12 protein-coding genes, 1 rRNA gene and 1 pseudogene (1 of these 14 only partly in view) are annotated in these 13,595 nt (G+C 59.1%); 11 read left to right on the top strand and 3 right to left on the bottom strand.

The window, feature by feature from the left end; genetic code table 11:
- Positions 1 to 59 precede the first annotated feature (59 nt).
- Positions 60 to 221 (top strand): annotated as a pseudogene (locus tag ACA053_RS16660) (con-10 family general stress protein); the annotation flags it as partial.
- A gap of 400 nt (positions 222 to 621) precedes the next feature.
- The gene (dapF, locus tag ACA053_RS16655) at positions 622 to 1,437 is read left to right on the top strand and encodes a diaminopimelate epimerase (RefSeq protein ID WP_497393137.1); all 816 of its coding nucleotides are present in this window, start codon (positions 622 to 624) and stop codon (positions 1,435 to 1,437) included.
- A gap of 70 nt (positions 1,438 to 1,507) precedes the next feature.
- On the opposite strand, the gene ACA053_RS16650 is transcribed toward dapF, so the two are convergent.
- Complete coding sequence (locus tag ACA053_RS16650) at positions 1,508 to 2,443, bottom strand: LysR substrate-binding domain-containing protein (protein ID WP_497393136.1); 936 nt, start codon at positions 2,441 to 2,443, stop codon at positions 1,508 to 1,510.
- Between the two features lie 175 nt (positions 2,444 to 2,618).
- Here ACA053_RS16650 and ACA053_RS16645 point away from each other — a divergent pair, with 175 nt between their 5' ends.
- The 8 genes from ACA053_RS16645 to ACA053_RS16610 all read left to right on the top strand — a co-directional run bounded on the left by ACA053_RS16645 (position 2,619) and on the right by ACA053_RS16610 (position 11,674).
- A complete protein-coding gene (locus ACA053_RS16645) occupies positions 2,619 to 3,353 on the top strand; it encodes an alpha/beta fold hydrolase (RefSeq protein ID WP_497393135.1) in 735 nt (244 codons plus the stop codon).
- 54 nt (positions 3,354 to 3,407) lie between these two features.
- Positions 3,408 to 4,961: a GMC family oxidoreductase gene (locus tag ACA053_RS16640; RefSeq protein ID WP_497393134.1), complete on the top strand. Its 1,554-nt coding sequence runs from the start codon at positions 3,408 to 3,410 to the stop codon at positions 4,959 to 4,961.
- A gap of 209 nt (positions 4,962 to 5,170) precedes the next feature.
- The gene (locus ACA053_RS16635) at positions 5,171 to 6,100 is read left to right on the top strand and encodes a LysR family transcriptional regulator (RefSeq protein WP_109632382.1); all 930 of its coding nucleotides are present in this window, start codon (positions 5,171 to 5,173) and stop codon (positions 6,098 to 6,100) included.
- Between the two features lie 117 nt (positions 6,101 to 6,217).
- Entirely contained in the window at positions 6,218 to 7,855 is a 1,638-nt protein-coding gene (locus ACA053_RS16630) for a GMC family oxidoreductase (RefSeq protein ID WP_497393133.1), read from the top strand.
- Between the two features lie 19 nt (positions 7,856 to 7,874).
- The gene (locus tag ACA053_RS16625; RefSeq protein ID WP_497393132.1) at positions 7,875 to 9,332 is read left to right on the top strand and encodes an aldehyde dehydrogenase family protein; all 1,458 of its coding nucleotides are present in this window, start codon (positions 7,875 to 7,877) and stop codon (positions 9,330 to 9,332) included.
- Between the two features lie 113 nt (positions 9,333 to 9,445).
- Positions 9,446 to 10,375 (top strand): catalase family peroxidase, encoded by a 930-nt coding sequence (locus tag ACA053_RS16620; protein WP_497393131.1) that lies wholly within the window; start codon positions 9,446 to 9,448, stop codon positions 10,373 to 10,375.
- Positions 10,372 to 10,920 (top strand): hypothetical protein, encoded by a 549-nt coding sequence (locus ACA053_RS16615; protein ID WP_497311808.1) that lies wholly within the window; start codon positions 10,372 to 10,374, stop codon positions 10,918 to 10,920. The genes ACA053_RS16620 and ACA053_RS16615 overlap by 4 nt, the downstream gene beginning before the upstream one ends.
- A gap of 391 nt (positions 10,921 to 11,311) precedes the next feature.
- Positions 11,312 to 11,674 carry a DUF6124 family protein gene (locus ACA053_RS16610; protein WP_497393130.1) on the top strand — a complete coding sequence of 121 codons (363 nt, stop codon included), beginning with the start codon at positions 11,312 to 11,314 and terminating at the stop codon, positions 11,672 to 11,674.
- Between the two features lie 347 nt (positions 11,675 to 12,021).
- On the opposite strand, the gene ACA053_RS16605 is transcribed toward ACA053_RS16610, so the two are convergent.
- Together ACA053_RS16605 and ACA053_RS16600 are read right to left on the bottom strand one after the other, a co-directional pair.
- Entirely contained in the window at positions 12,022 to 12,171 is a 150-nt protein-coding gene (locus ACA053_RS16605) for a hypothetical protein (RefSeq protein WP_497393129.1), read from the bottom strand.
- Positions 12,102 to 12,626, bottom strand: a complete 525-nt coding sequence (locus tag ACA053_RS16600) for an AbrB family transcriptional regulator (protein ID WP_497393128.1) — start codon at positions 12,624 to 12,626, stop codon at positions 12,102 to 12,104. Before ACA053_RS16600 ends, ACA053_RS16605 begins: the two co-directional genes overlap by 70 nt.
- 376 nt (positions 12,627 to 13,002) lie before the next feature.
- Here ACA053_RS16600 and ACA053_RS16595 point away from each other — a divergent pair.
- Positions 13,003 to 13,595 (top strand): 16S ribosomal RNA (locus ACA053_RS16595); it runs 946 nt beyond the window's last position.

Genomic DNA, 13,595 nt, shown 5'->3' with positions numbered 1-13,595 from the left:
TGTGCGTCCTCCGAATTAGACGAGCCCATGCTCGTGCTAACGATGTAGAGGTGAACAAAATGGCCAATACAGGAAATAAAAATCCAGGCAATTTTTCTGATGACCGGGACAAGGCCTCTGAAGCCGGCAAGAAAGGCGGAGGAGCCTCCGGCGGAAATTTTGCCAATGATCCACAACGGGCGTCTGAAGCAGGCCAGAAAGGTGGTCAGGCTTCTGGCGGGCAACCATCGCGCGAGCGCGACCGCATGTCCGGAGGCGGGCAAGGTACAAATCGCGGAGGGGAATTTGCCGACGATAAGGAAAACATGTCCAAACCCGGCCAAAAAGGTGGCCAGGCTTCAGGCGGACAACAGCCCAAAAAGGCTGATCAATCGTCCAGTGGCGGGCAAGGAAGCGGACGCGGCGGCAATTTCGCCGATGACCGCGACAAGTCGTCTGGAACGGGGCGCAATGATGATGGGATGAGCGGAGGTGGAGGGCGTAAGTCCTGATGTCGTTTGACCCTATCAAGCCCCGGATTTTCGGGGCTTGATTTCGATGGCAATGCTCGTCTTATCTTGCATAAGTCATGCTGATGGGGCTAGATCGCCTTCACCCATGTCTCCTCGCCAGGATCAATTTATGCCACTGAGATTTCACAAGATGCACGCCAATGGCGATGACTTCGTTGTGGTGGACTCGCGAAACTCCGCCAATCCAGTGACAGGCTCCATGGCTCGGCGAATGGGTGATCGCAACCGCGGCGTTGGATTCAATCAACTCGCAGTGGTGCTCGATTGCGATGATGCCGATGCGCGCTTGATGTTTTGGAACGCAGATGGCTCCACGCTGGACGTGTGTTGCAGCGCAACGCGGGGAGCCGCGGATATGCTGATGCGCGAATCGAATGCTATGTCGATAGCACTCCGAACCAACCGGGGGCTGCTCACTTGCGAACGAACCTCCACCGGCGCCATTTCGGTCAACATGGGGAAGCCGCTTTTTGGCTGGTCGGATGTTCCGCTGGCTCAGGAAATGGATACCGCTGTATTACCCATTGATGGCGGTCCAACTGCGTGCAGTATGGGAAATCCGCACTGCACTTATTTTGTCGATGATCTTGCGGCGATTGATATCGCGACAATCGGACCCACCATTGAAATCAACCCTCTGTTTCCCCTCAGGACGAACGTGCATTTCGTCCAGATCATTGACCGAAAGCATATCCGGTTGCGCATTTGGGAACGCTGCGGCGGTATACCGCTTGGTTCAGGTTCCTGCTCGTGCGGCGCCGTTGTTAACGGAATTCGTCGTGGTTTGTTAGATGATTCGGTTGAGGTTGAATGTGACGGTGGCACCGTAACCGTTCAATGGGATGGCGTGGGATCGGTGTTTCTCAGTGGGCCGGTAGAGACAACTTTTTCGGGGACACTCGCGGGTAGCTGGTCAAATCGGTAAGGGTTAGGGCTTTTTGGTGTGCGGCATCCGGATCCGTTGGGTTCACGGGCGACTTCCCTGAAACTAAACATCAAGTCAGTGGAACCCCGCGCATCCCCCGCGCCGGATCATCCAGCAACCTGAACTGCTCCACCATAAAATCAATCAACATCCGCATCGACGGCAGCATCCCGTGCCGGCTCGCAAACACCGCATAAATCATCTCGGTCCGCGGTGACCAATCAGGCAACACCACCACCAGTTGCCCGCGCTCAATAAAGTCATGCACCAGCGACATCGGCATCTGCGCAATGCCAACGCTGTCTATCGCCGCGCAACGCAGCATCGGCAGGCCCTTGGTAATCAGTTGCGGACGGTGCTGGATCGTGAATTCCGCGCCATCTTGATGGAACAGCGTCCAACTGTAATCACGTTGCGGACTGCCGTGATGGACGCTGGGGAAACGTGCCAGGTCTTCCGGCCCCTGGGGTGTACCGAGGCGGTTCAATAGCGCGGGACTGGCCACCAGGCATTGCGGCCGCTGGGACATGACGCGGTTGACCAAGTCTGAGTCCTGAAGGGGAGGCGGGCGCACTCGCAGTGCCAGATCAACGCCCTCGGCGACTACATCGACTTGGCGGTCGCTGGCTTCCAGATGCACTTCGACACGCGGGTGCATGGCCATGAATCGGGTGATGATGCTGCCGACGCATTCTTCCAGTAACACCGTCGGGCAGGTGACGCGCAGCAAGCCGCCGGGTTCTGAGCGGGTCAGGGCGACGGCGGCTTCAGCGGCTTCTGCCCCTTTGAGCATGGCGCGGCAATGGGCGTAATACGTCTGCCCTAATTCCGTCACCGTGAAATGGCGGGTGTTGCGGATGATCAAGCGCACGCCCAGACGTTCTTCAAGCAGCGCAATTCGGCGGCTGAGATTGGATTTGGGAATGCCCAGCGCCCGTGCGGTCGGCGCGAAGCCACCGTGGTCCACTACCATCACAAAGTACTGAAGGTCATTGAGGTCGAGCACCGGGTGGCGTCCATTCGGCCAAAAGAGGCCAACTATACAAGAACGATCGTCCAATGGACGGGAAAGACAAACCCGTTTTTCGGGACTGGTTCACAAGACCGCGAAGCGCCTAGATTGCCGCCGTTCGGTTGGTTCATTAAAGGAGCTTCAGATGTTACGCAGGACAGTTTTCGCGATGTCTTTGGGTTTGGTCACATTGGGTTCGGTGGGTTATGCCAACGCTGCCAACGATCCGTCCGTGGTGCTGGTGCACGGTGCGTTTGCCGACGGTTCTGACTGGGCGAAGGTGATCAGGTTGCTGCAGGACAAGGGCGTGAAAGTACAGGCCGTGCAGAACGGTTTGAATTCGCTGGCCGATGATGTGGCCACGACCCGCCGTGCCATTGAAACGGCACCGGGCAAGGTCGTGCTGGTCGGGCATTCGTGGGGCGGCAGTGTGATCACCGAGGCCGGTGCGAGCGACAAGGTCGCGGCGCTGGTCTATGTGGCCGCCTTCGTCCCTGACGCTGGGCAGACCACGGCTGAGGTCGGCAAGGACTATCCGCCATCGCCGGGCATGGGCCAATTCTTGGCCGACAAGGCGGGGTATCTGTCGCTCACCCAGCAGGGTATCGAGCAGGATTTCGCTCCGGACGTGCCCGCTGCCCAGGGTCGGGTGATGGCCGCTACGCAAGGCGCCATTAACTCTCGAGCGTTCGACGAGCGTATCAGCGTGGCGGCCTGGAAGCAGAAACCTTCGTGGTACATCGTCAGTGAGCGCGATCGCATGATTGCACCTGACTTGCAGCGCGCACTCGCCCGGAAAATCAACGCCACTACGACGGCGCTGCCGACCAGCCATGTGCCGCATCAGTCCCGACCTGCAGACGTGGCCAGGGTCATTACCGAAGCGCTCAACAGCACGCGCTGAACATGACCTGCGATATCAATTCAAGTCGCCACATCAATCAATAGGGATATGAAAATGACTGTGCACAGCAAGGTATTCGACTTTGTCATTCTGGGCGGCGGCTCTGCCGGTGCCGTATTGGCGGCGCGTTTGTCGGAAGCCCCGCAACTGAATGTGCTGTTGGTTGAAGCGGGTCGAGCCTTTGACCCCGATGAATACCCGGCAGAGATCTACAGCAGCAACATCATCGCCGCCAACGCGGATGAGCGTTATGAGTGGGGCTATTTCGCAACGCCGGTCGAGCAACCGCAAGCGGTCTACACCCCGCGGGGAAAAGTGCTGGGCGGAAGCTCTGCCATCAATGGTGCCGTTGCCTGCCGTGCGTTGCCCTTTGACTTTGCGCGCTTCACCGCCAAAGGCCTGAAAGGCTGGAGCTTTGAAGAGGTGCTGCCGTACTACAAAAAAATGGAGCGCACGGCCCACGGTGAAGATAAATGGCATGGCCGCAACGGGCCGCTGCCGATTCACCAGATGTCGCTGGATTACATCACCCCTGTGCAGCGCGCAATGGTCGAGGCAGCATGGGCGTGCGGAGCAAAAAAGGTCGACGACTTCAACGACCCCGAGGCCAATAACGGTGCAGGCCCTAACCCGATGAACGTGATCAACGGCGTTCGCGTCAACACCGGGATGGCCTACCTCACACGTGAAGTGCGCGCTCGCGAGAACCTGTCGATCCTTGATCAAAGCCTGGTAGACAAGGTGTTGTTTGAAGACGGCAAGGTTCAGTCGGTGTTGTTGGCGGGCGGTGAAAAAGTCCACGGCAACGAAGTGATTCTGAGTGCAGGTGCCTATGGCTCTGCTGCGATTCTTTTACGCTCGGGTATCGGCCCCAGGGCAGACCTTGAAGCGTTGGATATTCCCTTGGTAAAAGACGCGCCGGTCGGTGTTCGACTGCTCGATCATGCGTTTTTCTGGATGAACTTCACTGGGGTAGAAGCGCTGAAAGGGCAAGAGCATCCGGTGGTGGGGGCACAGTTGTGGACCCACTCGTCCTACGCCAGCTCGGATAAGGAACTGGATATCGGGATTTCTCCTTCGCATCTGCTCGATCCCGCCATCAGTCCAACCGGTGTCGCTTTTTCGCTGGGACTGGAATTGATGCATTGCACGTCCCACGGTCGTCTGCGTTTGAACAGTCGCGATCCGAAAGAGGCACCGGTCATCGAACTTAATCACCTGGCCAGTGAAGAGGACATGAACCGGATGATCGAGTGCTTCCGCCTGGCCCGGAAACTGGCCACCACCGAACCGCTCAAGAGCCTGATCGTAGAAGAACTCTATCCAGGCGCAGCGACTGACGACAGCGACGGTCACATTCGTGCGGCGCTGGCAAAAGGCGTGGGAACCTTGCAGCATCCGTGTTCTACGGCGCCGATGGGCTTGCCGGATGACCCGGGTGCCGTGGTGGACGAGGAGGGGCGCGTGTACGGCATGCAAGGATTGCGCGTTATTGATGCCTCTATTTTTCCCGAAATCCCGCTGATCAACTTGAACCCGACCGTCATCATGACGGCGGAAAAGTTGGCCGATGCCATCAAACAATCCCGTCAGTCATTTAAGCCATAACGCAATCCGTAGCAGCTGGCGCAGCCTGCGTTCGGCTGCGAAGCAGTCGTGAAATCAGACGGCACGGTGGATCAGAAAAACCGCGTGCTCAGGATTGACGACTGCTGCGCAGCCGAACGCAGGCTGCGCCAGCTGCTACAAAGTTTGCGTTACGGCTTAACTGGCTAGTATTTGGGCATGCCCCCGATTTTTCTCTGGATGACTAAAACTTGAACAAGCTGTCCGAGATGCATTCTTTCGTCATGGTGGTGGACACCGGCAGTATTTCCGAAGCCGCTCGGCGTTTGGGTATCGCAAAATCAATGGTCAGCCTGCGCATCCAGCAACTGGAAAAACGCCTGGGCAGCATCCTGCTGGAGCGCGGGCGTCAGGCCCGGCTGACGGAGTCGGGCGATGTGTTTTACCGTTATTGTGTGCGGATTCTGGCCGACGTCGAGGACGCCGAAGACGCGGTGCAGGTGTTTCAATCGAGCTTGCGCGGCGTGTTGCGACTTGCCGCGCCGATGGCCTTCAGCATTCGCTACCTGACGCCGATCCTGTCGTCCTTCGCTGTGCGTTACCCGGAGTTGCGGCTGGATATCGAGTTTGATGACCGTCACGTCAACCTGCACGAAGAGCGCTATGACGCGGCCATCCGCATCGGCGAGTTGCCGGACTCCTCGCTGGTCGCCAAGACCATCACGCCCAACCGCCACATCATCTGTGCGAGCCCGGACTACCTGGCCGCTCACGGCACGCCGCAAACCCCGCAAGAGTTGTCCCAGCATTTTGCCATGCTCTATGTGAACCGCGAACCCCACGGCATGTGGACGCTGCCGGTGAACAACACCCTGGAATCGTTCCGCGTGCGCTGTCGGATGCGCACCAATAATGGCCATCAACTCATGGAAGCCGCCAAGGCCGGCATGGGCCTGGCAATTCTGCCGACCTTCCTGGCGGCGCAGGCGATTGTGGCCGGTGAACTCAAAGAAGTGTTGGCGCCTTATGCCCCGCGTGGCGGCAATATCTCGGCGGTGTACCGACGTTCCCAGCGAGCGTCGCCCAAGCTGCATGCGCTGACCAGCTTCCTCATCGAACAAATCGGCAGCCCACCGGTGTGGGAGCAAATGCTCGCGGATCACGCGTCGCCACCGAGTTGATTTCGTTCGAGAAAAACGGAACGTCGAATCGTTTTTCAGTGGCTTATGAGCCGGCGCGCCTTCCCATATGCTTTTTCCCAACAGACGCAATCTGGTGTCTGACAGGGAAGAAGACGGATGAAGAGTACCCTTAACAATCCTGCTCGCCGTGCGGTTTTGGCCGGAGGAGTTGTGGCCGCTGCGACGTTGGCGGCGGGCAGTGGTTTGGCACAGGCGTTGGAGTCCAGCGGTATCGCCGGCAAGCGCGCCACCCACCGCGCGCCGGTTGATGTGATCGTTGTCGGTGGTGGTTCGGCCGGCGCGGTGCTGGCCCGTCGTTTGAGCGAGAACACCACGCGTCAGGTGTTATTGCTCGAAGCAGGCCACAGCTACGGCCCGCACAATTACCCCGAGATCGTTGCCAGCAGCGACATCGTCGGCGCTAACGCCAATCCTGAATTCGAGTGGGGTTACAAGAGCCGGCCGGGCTACATCGATCACCCCATCGGCGCCTTGCGCGGCAAGGTGTTGGGAGGGAGCTCGGCGATCAACGGCGCGGTGGCCATCCGTGCCCGCGCCACCGACTTCAAGCGCTGGGATTTGCCGGGCTGGAGCTATGAAGAGCTGCTGCCGTCGTTCAAAAAACTGGAAACCCACAGCGGTGGTGCGAGCGCGTTGCACGGCCATGAAGGACCGCTGCCGGTGCATCAACTCGGCAAGGCCGACGTCACGCCGATGCAGCGCGCGTTCATCTACGCGACCTTCGCCAATGGCTACCGCGTAATCGAGGACTTCGACGGCGCTGATGCCCATGGCGTAGGCCCGTACCCGATGAACATCGTCAACGGCGTGCGAGTCAACACCGGTATGGCGTATCTCACCGAAGAGGTGCGCGCCCGTGACAACCTGCACATTCAAACCGACAGCCTGATGGACAAAGTGCTGTTCGACGGCAAGCGTGCGATCGGTGTGCAACTGGCCAACGGTGAGAAGTTGCTGGCCGGTGAAGTGATCCTTTCCGCCGGCAGCTACGGCAGTGCCGCGATCCTCTTGCGTTCGGGTATTGGGCCTGGCGAGGATCTGCGTGCGTTGCAGATTCCGCAAGTCGCGGAGCTGGCGGTCGGGCAGAACCTGGTGGATCACCCGTTCTACTACAACGCTTATGCCGCCAAGCCTGACGTGATCGGCAGCCAGTCGCCCGCCATCGGCGCCAAGCTCTGGACCCACAGCCGTAGTGCCGAGAATGGCGAGCTGGATCTGCACATCACCGCCACCCACTTGTTTCCTCATGAGCAGAGCCCGACCGGCGTCGGCTTCGTGCTCGCCGTCGCGCTGACGCGGCCACTGTCCCGGGGCAAGGTGACGCTGGCCAGTCGTGATCCGTTCGTGGCACCGAACATCGACCTGAATTTTCTCGCCGAGCCCAAGGACCGCCAGCGCTTGCTGGATGGCATCCGCCTGGCCCGCAAAATCGGCACCACGGGGCCGCTGAATAACCTGATCCATTCCGAGCTCAACCCCGGTCAAGGCAACGACTCGGACGAGGCGTTGCTGGCCAGCGTCAAAGCCAGCCTCGACACCTATCACCACCCGACCTCGACGGCGCCGATGGGCAAACCGGGGGATGCGCGGGCGGTGGTCGACCTGCAAGCGCGGGTCATCGGTGTGCAGGGTTTGCGCGTGGTGGACGCATCGATCTTCCCCGACGTGCCCTCGGTCGCCACCAACATCACCGTGATTGCCACTGCCGAGCACATTGCCCGTCTCTACGCTTGATCCTCAGGAACCTGCCTCTATGAACAGCACCCCGGTATTGAACTGGATCGACGGCCAATGGCTGGACTCCGGCGTTTACAAAGACTCAATCGACCCCGCGACTTACGAGCTGATTGGTCGGTACGCCGAAGGCGGCTTGAACGAAGCGCAAGAAGGCATCGAGGCGGCGCAACGGGCGTTTGCCGAAACCCCCTGGAAAGACGACCGCCAGTTGCGCGCACAGGTGTTGCTGGAATTGGCGGATGCCTTCGAACGCAACGCCGATGAGCTGATCGCAACCTTGGCTTTGGAAAACGGCAAGATCAGGCCCGAAGCCGGGTTTGAGGTCGGCATGGTGCCCTCCAAGTTGCGTTATTACGCCGCGCTGGCCCGTGCCGAATACGGGCGAGCGGCCGAGCCAAAACCCGGCAAGATCTCTTTGGTGATCCGTCAGGCCGTCGGCGTGGCGGGTATCATCGTGCCGTGGAACTCGCCGGTGGTGCTGATGATTCGTTCGCTGGCACCAGCACTGGCAGCCGGTTGCACCACGGTCATCAAAATGCCCGGGCAAACCGCCCAGACCAACTGCCTGGTGGCGCGGATCATGAGCGAGGCACCCTCGCTGCCGCGTGGCGTGATCAATCTGTTCAGCGAGCAGGGCGCGGCCGGCTCGATCCATCTGGTGGAGTCACCGCGGGTTCCGGTGATCAGTTTCACCGGCAGCACCAGCACCGGTCGGGCGATTTCAGCCGCGGGTGCCCAGCACCTCAAGCGCTTTGGCCTGGAGTTGGGTGGAAAGACGCCGATGCTGGTGTTTAACGACGCCGACCTTGATGCCGCCGTGCCCACTTTGGTGAAAGCCCTGACGGTGTTCGCTGGTCAGTTCTGCATGACGGGTTCGCGGCTGCTGGTGCAACGGGATATCGCCACGGCGTTGACCGAGCGTTTGGCCGCAAAACTGCAAGCGGTGCGTGTTGGGCCGGCGGCGGATGCGGCCAGCGAGATGGGGCCATTGATCGACAAGCCCAATGTGCAACGGGTCAATCAAATCGTGAAGGAGGCGATCACCGCCGGCGCCCAAGTCATCGTTCGCGGTGGTCCGGTGACCGAGGGGCCGTTGGCCAAGGGTGCGTTCTATCGCCCGACCTTGCTGCGGGTCAGCGACCCGGAGATGGCCATCGTCCAGCACGAGACCTTCGGCCCGGTGCTGACGCTGCAGGTGTTCGACAGCGAAGCCGAGGGCATTGAGTTGGCCAACAACAGCGAGTTCGGCCTGGCGGCCAGCGTCTGGACCCGCGACGTCGACCGCGCGCTGCGGGTGGCTCGCGAACTGGAGGCGGGGACGGTGTGGGTCAACGACTGGGCCGTGGTCTATGACGAGTTTGAGGAGGGCGGTTTCAAGCAGTCGGGGCAGGGGCGCCTCAACGGCGTGGCGGCCATGGATGATTTTGTCGAGTACAAACACATCGCCCTCAATCCCGGCCTGCGCCAGGATTGAATCCAGTGCGGCCCCCCCGATTATTGATCGGCGCGCTGCTGGCAGGGACGCTCACCGCGTCCTTTGCCTTTGCCGCCCATGAGAATGATGTGTCACCCATGAGAAGTGCCCTCATGTCCAAGGACAGACTTTACGACGCGTTACTTGATGCGCTGACCGCGACGTTCGGCCATCACCCGGGATTCCGTGCGACCCATGCCAAGGGTGTATTACTCAGCGGAACCTTTATTGCGTCGCCGCCCGCGCCTGTACTGAGTCGGGCGTCCCATTTGCAGGGGCAACCGGTGCCGGTGTTACTGAGGTTCTCCAACTTTAGCGGCGTGCCCGCTACCGAGGACGGTGACCCGACGGCCAGTCCTCATGGCTTGGCCGTTCGGTTTACTCTGCCGGATGGCGGGCTCACGGATATCGTGACCCATTCGTTCGACGGCTTTCCGGTGGCCACCCCCGAAGACTTCCTGAGTTTTCTGCAAGGCATTGCCGCCAATGTCGCCACACCACCGGACCCGCTTCCGCTGCAAGCCTTCCTGGCCAGCCACCCAAGAGCCGAGCATTTTCTGCAGACGCCCAAGCCCGCGCCGAGCAGTTACGCGACCGCCGAGTACTTCGGCATCAACGCGCTGGTGTTCACCAACCGTCAGGGTGAAGCGCATGTCGGTCGCTACCGGATTGAACCGTTGCGGACAGAACCTGCCTTGAGCGAGCAGCAAGCCGCCGCGATGCCGGCGGATTATTTGCAGGACGAAATCAGCGCACGATTGGGTCGGGGCGTTGTGAAGATGCGCCTGGTGGTGCAATTGGCGGCGCCCGGCGATGCCATCGAAGACGGCTCGATTCCTTGGTCGCGAAGCCACGATGAAGTTGAACTGGGGATTCTGACCCTTGGTGCGCTAGTCCCCGCCGAGGAACAACAGTCCGCCCAGCAGCGCCTCGACTTCAACCCCGGACGCTTGCTCGACGGCATTGCACCGAGCCACGACCCGATGGTTCTGGCGCGCGAACGCATCTACCAGCGGGCCCTGCTCAGGCGGCGGCAGCCATGAGCATTGACGCCGAGATTGGCGTCAGCGTGATTGTGCATGAGGTCAATCCGCAGCATCAGGCGTTGTATGAGCAATGGATGAACAAGGCTATCGATGCCCATCGGCAGTTTCCGGGTTATCTGGCGACAGATGTGGTCAAGCCAGTTGGCTCGCACCTGCGGTACGCGATCATTTTGCGCTTTGTCAGCAAGGGGCATGTTGTGGCTTGGCTGGAATCCCAGGTGCGGCAGGCGTTGTTGCGCGAGTCTTTGCCTTGGTTGCGGCAGGACTACCATCGCACTGACGATGATTCGAAATTCTGGTTTGAGCCGGTGCAGGGGCGGGTGGCTGTTGCGCGATGGAAGCAATGGGTGCTGTCGTGGATGATCGTTTTGCCGTTGACGGTGTTTTTGCCTTGGGGGTTGGCGGTGGTGCTGGAGCTGTCTGATCTACGGCTGCCTGTCTGGGTATTCAAGGTCACGGTTGCCGGGTTGGTGTCGTTCAATATGGTGTATTGGCTGATGCCGTTGACGACGCGGTTGATGTCGCGGTGGTTGTTGAAGTGACGATCGGATGTGGCTCGCTCGCAGCTTGTTTAAACAGAAAAACCAGACACGTTTAAATGAAGCTTGCTGTTACCGCATCGAGGCTACAACGCCTTGCGCCACCCCCTACACGTAAGACAGAATCCGCCGGCTTGTGCGTCTGGGGCACGGGTTTTATCGTTTCCGGGTCACTGAAAAACAGTGATCGGGTTTGGTAGCCCGGTATTCCAGGCGCATATCGCCACCGTTTGTAGAGGTCGTTTGAATCTCTGTTGTTTATGGTGGCCATGCGCAGGGCTCCTTCGGGGGCGCCGGGTTCCTGGACCGGTCTACCAACCTGTGTATGGCCGCCACCCTGCGTTTGGTAGCAAAGGGTGATGGCTCCTCATTAGTTATTCCAGGAGTTTCATCTATGTTCAAACCTACGCCAAACCCACCGAAAACCGATCCGGCATCCCCCTACGAATCCCTCGATTCGAAAAAACTCCACGACGCCGCCGAACGCGCCCTCGACCACTACCTCAACCCGGGTGCCCACATCATGGCGAGCACTAATGAACCCGAACCCATGTTCCTCGCCAACCCCAAGTACGACACCGAATCCCTGCTGGCCAACGCCAGCGAATCACTGGGCTCGGCCACCACCATGCTCAGCAACTTCGCGGCATTGCTCGACAACTCACACCGCAAGACGCTGCTGGGGATCACGCAAGTGGTGATGCTAGGGGAATTGGCCGTGAACCAGGCGCTGGATAACGTCGAGCCAAAAGAGTAACTCCACCTATCTGTGGCGAGGGGGCAAGCCCCCTCGCCACAATGAGCTGATCGGTAGCTGCCGATTAAACGATCTGATCCGTATTTTCCGTCGCCATCTGCCCCTGTAATGCACCCCGCCTGCAGCTCACAATGACAGCACGGTCCGCAGCCGCGCAGTCACTGCACCGTAAACTCATAATGTAGGAGGCCCTATGGGCAAGATGGCAATTTTCCTCGGTGGATTTCTGGTGTTAACCATTTTGATTGGCGCCTTGGCCACGATCTCTCCCGCTTAGTCCCTTCCTCCCGTCAGCACAAAGCAAAACGCCTCCACAGTGGGAGGCGTTGCCGGTTTGTGTTCAGCAATCACTCTGCCCGCCAGCGCCGCGCCTGCACGATCAGCGCCGGTGCAAAGTGCAGCACGATCATCCGCACCAGGTGATGCGTCAGGATGAACACCACGTTGAGCCCGCCACTGAACGCGACGATGGCGATGGTTTCGATGGCGCCCGACATGTACGCCAGCGCCCGGGAATGCAGAAACTGACCAGCAAGGTGATCGACAACAGTCGAACCAGGTGCACGACGATCAATTTGCCGGACGCGCGTTCGGACTCGATCAAGTCGAAAACGGCGGCGAGTGCGCCCGGGTGCACGGATAACATTGAGTCTTTGACGTTCCAGCCCGAGACCCTGAACAACCAGAAACCTGCCACCGTGCTTTGGACTGCCAGGCACAGAAGCATGAAACCGAGGCTGGGCAACATGGCCGCCACGGTGTGGTTGTCCCACGAGGTGAACATCAGACCGGTCGCGATCCCCAACACGATTTGCACGTAGCCAAGGCCGAAGGGCAGGGTGGGCGAGAAGTGCAGGTTGCTGGCAATCAACGCGCTCGCGAGTATCGAGCCCAGCAACAGTCCATGGGGGATTGCGGCGTGCTGCAACAGGGTGCCACTTGCAGCCCACACTCACCTGCGTGGGCAAGGGAAAAGAATTTTCAAAAGAGGGTTGACCACGTATTTGAATACTGTACTATTCGCCTCCCGCTAACGAGCAGCGTGATGCTGCTTCTGGCTTAAGCGATTGATTTTGTTAATAAAATCAGGAGTTTTTAAGGGTTGCTACTTGAGGAGTCGTGCTGTAGAGTGCGCACCTCGGTTGAGACGAAAGATCTTAACCAACCGCTCTTTAACAACTGAATCAAGCAATTCGTGTGGGTGCTTGTGGAGTCAGACTGATAGTCAACAAGATTATCAGCATCACAAGTTACTCCGCGAGAAATCAAAGATGTAACCAACGATTGCTGAGCCAAGTTTAGGGTTTCTTAAAAACCCAAAGATGTTTGAACTGAAGAGTTTGATCATGGCTCAGATTGAACGCTGGCGGCAGGCCTAACACATGCAAGTCGAGCGGCGGCACGGGTACTTGTACCTGGTGGCGAGCGGCGGACGGGTGAGTAATGCCTAGGAATCTGCCTGGTAGTGGGGGATAACGCTCGGAAACGGACGCTAATACCGCATACGTCCTACGGGAGAAAGCAGGGGACCTTCGGGCCTTGCGCTATCAGATGAGCCTAGGTCGGATTAGCTAGTTGGTGAGGTAATGGCTCACCAAGGCGACGATCCGTAACTGGTCTGAGAGGATGATCAGTCACACTGGAACTGAGACACGGTCCAGACTCCTACGGGAGGCAGCAGTGGGGAATATTGGACAATGGGCGAAAGCCTGATCCAGCCATGCCGCGTGTGTGAAGAAGGTCTTCGGATTGTAAAGCACTTTAAGTTGGGAGGAAGGGCATTTACCTAATACGTAAGTGTTTTGACGTTACCGACAGAATAAGCACCGGCTAACTCTGTGCCAGCAGCCGCGGTAATACAGAGGGTGCAAGCGTTAATCGGAATTACTGGGCGTAAAGCGCGCGTAGGTGGTTTGTTAAG

The sequence above is a fragment of the Pseudomonas sp. LBUM1672 genome (assembly GCF_059695655.1).
This window is presented reverse-complemented; position numbering and strand designations above follow the sequence as displayed.

Coding starts and splice junctions, on each gene's coding strand:
- ACA053_RS16625 (WP_497393132.1), top strand. CDS start 7,875: ATGAACAGCACCCCGGTATTGAACTGGATCGACGGCCAATGGCTGGAC.
- ACA053_RS16645 (WP_497393135.1), top strand. CDS start 2,619: ATGTCTTTGGGTTTGGTCACATTGGGTTCGGTGGGTTATGCCAACGCT.
- ACA053_RS16620 (WP_497393131.1), top strand. CDS start 9,446: ATGTCCAAGGACAGACTTTACGACGCGTTACTTGATGCGCTGACCGCG.
- ACA053_RS16630 (WP_497393133.1), top strand. CDS start 6,218: ATGAAGAGTACCCTTAACAATCCTGCTCGCCGTGCGGTTTTGGCCGGA.
- ACA053_RS16605 (WP_497393129.1), bottom strand. CDS start 12,171: ATGTCGGGCGCCATCGAAACCATCGCCATCGTCGCGTTCAGTGGCGGG.
- ACA053_RS16610 (WP_497393130.1), top strand. CDS start 11,312: ATGTTCAAACCTACGCCAAACCCACCGAAAACCGATCCGGCATCCCCC.
- ACA053_RS16640 (WP_497393134.1), top strand. CDS start 3,408: ATGACTGTGCACAGCAAGGTATTCGACTTTGTCATTCTGGGCGGCGGC.
- dapF (WP_497393137.1), top strand. CDS start 622: ATGCCACTGAGATTTCACAAGATGCACGCCAATGGCGATGACTTCGTT.
- ACA053_RS16615 (WP_497311808.1), top strand. CDS start 10,372: ATGAGCATTGACGCCGAGATTGGCGTCAGCGTGATTGTGCATGAGGTC.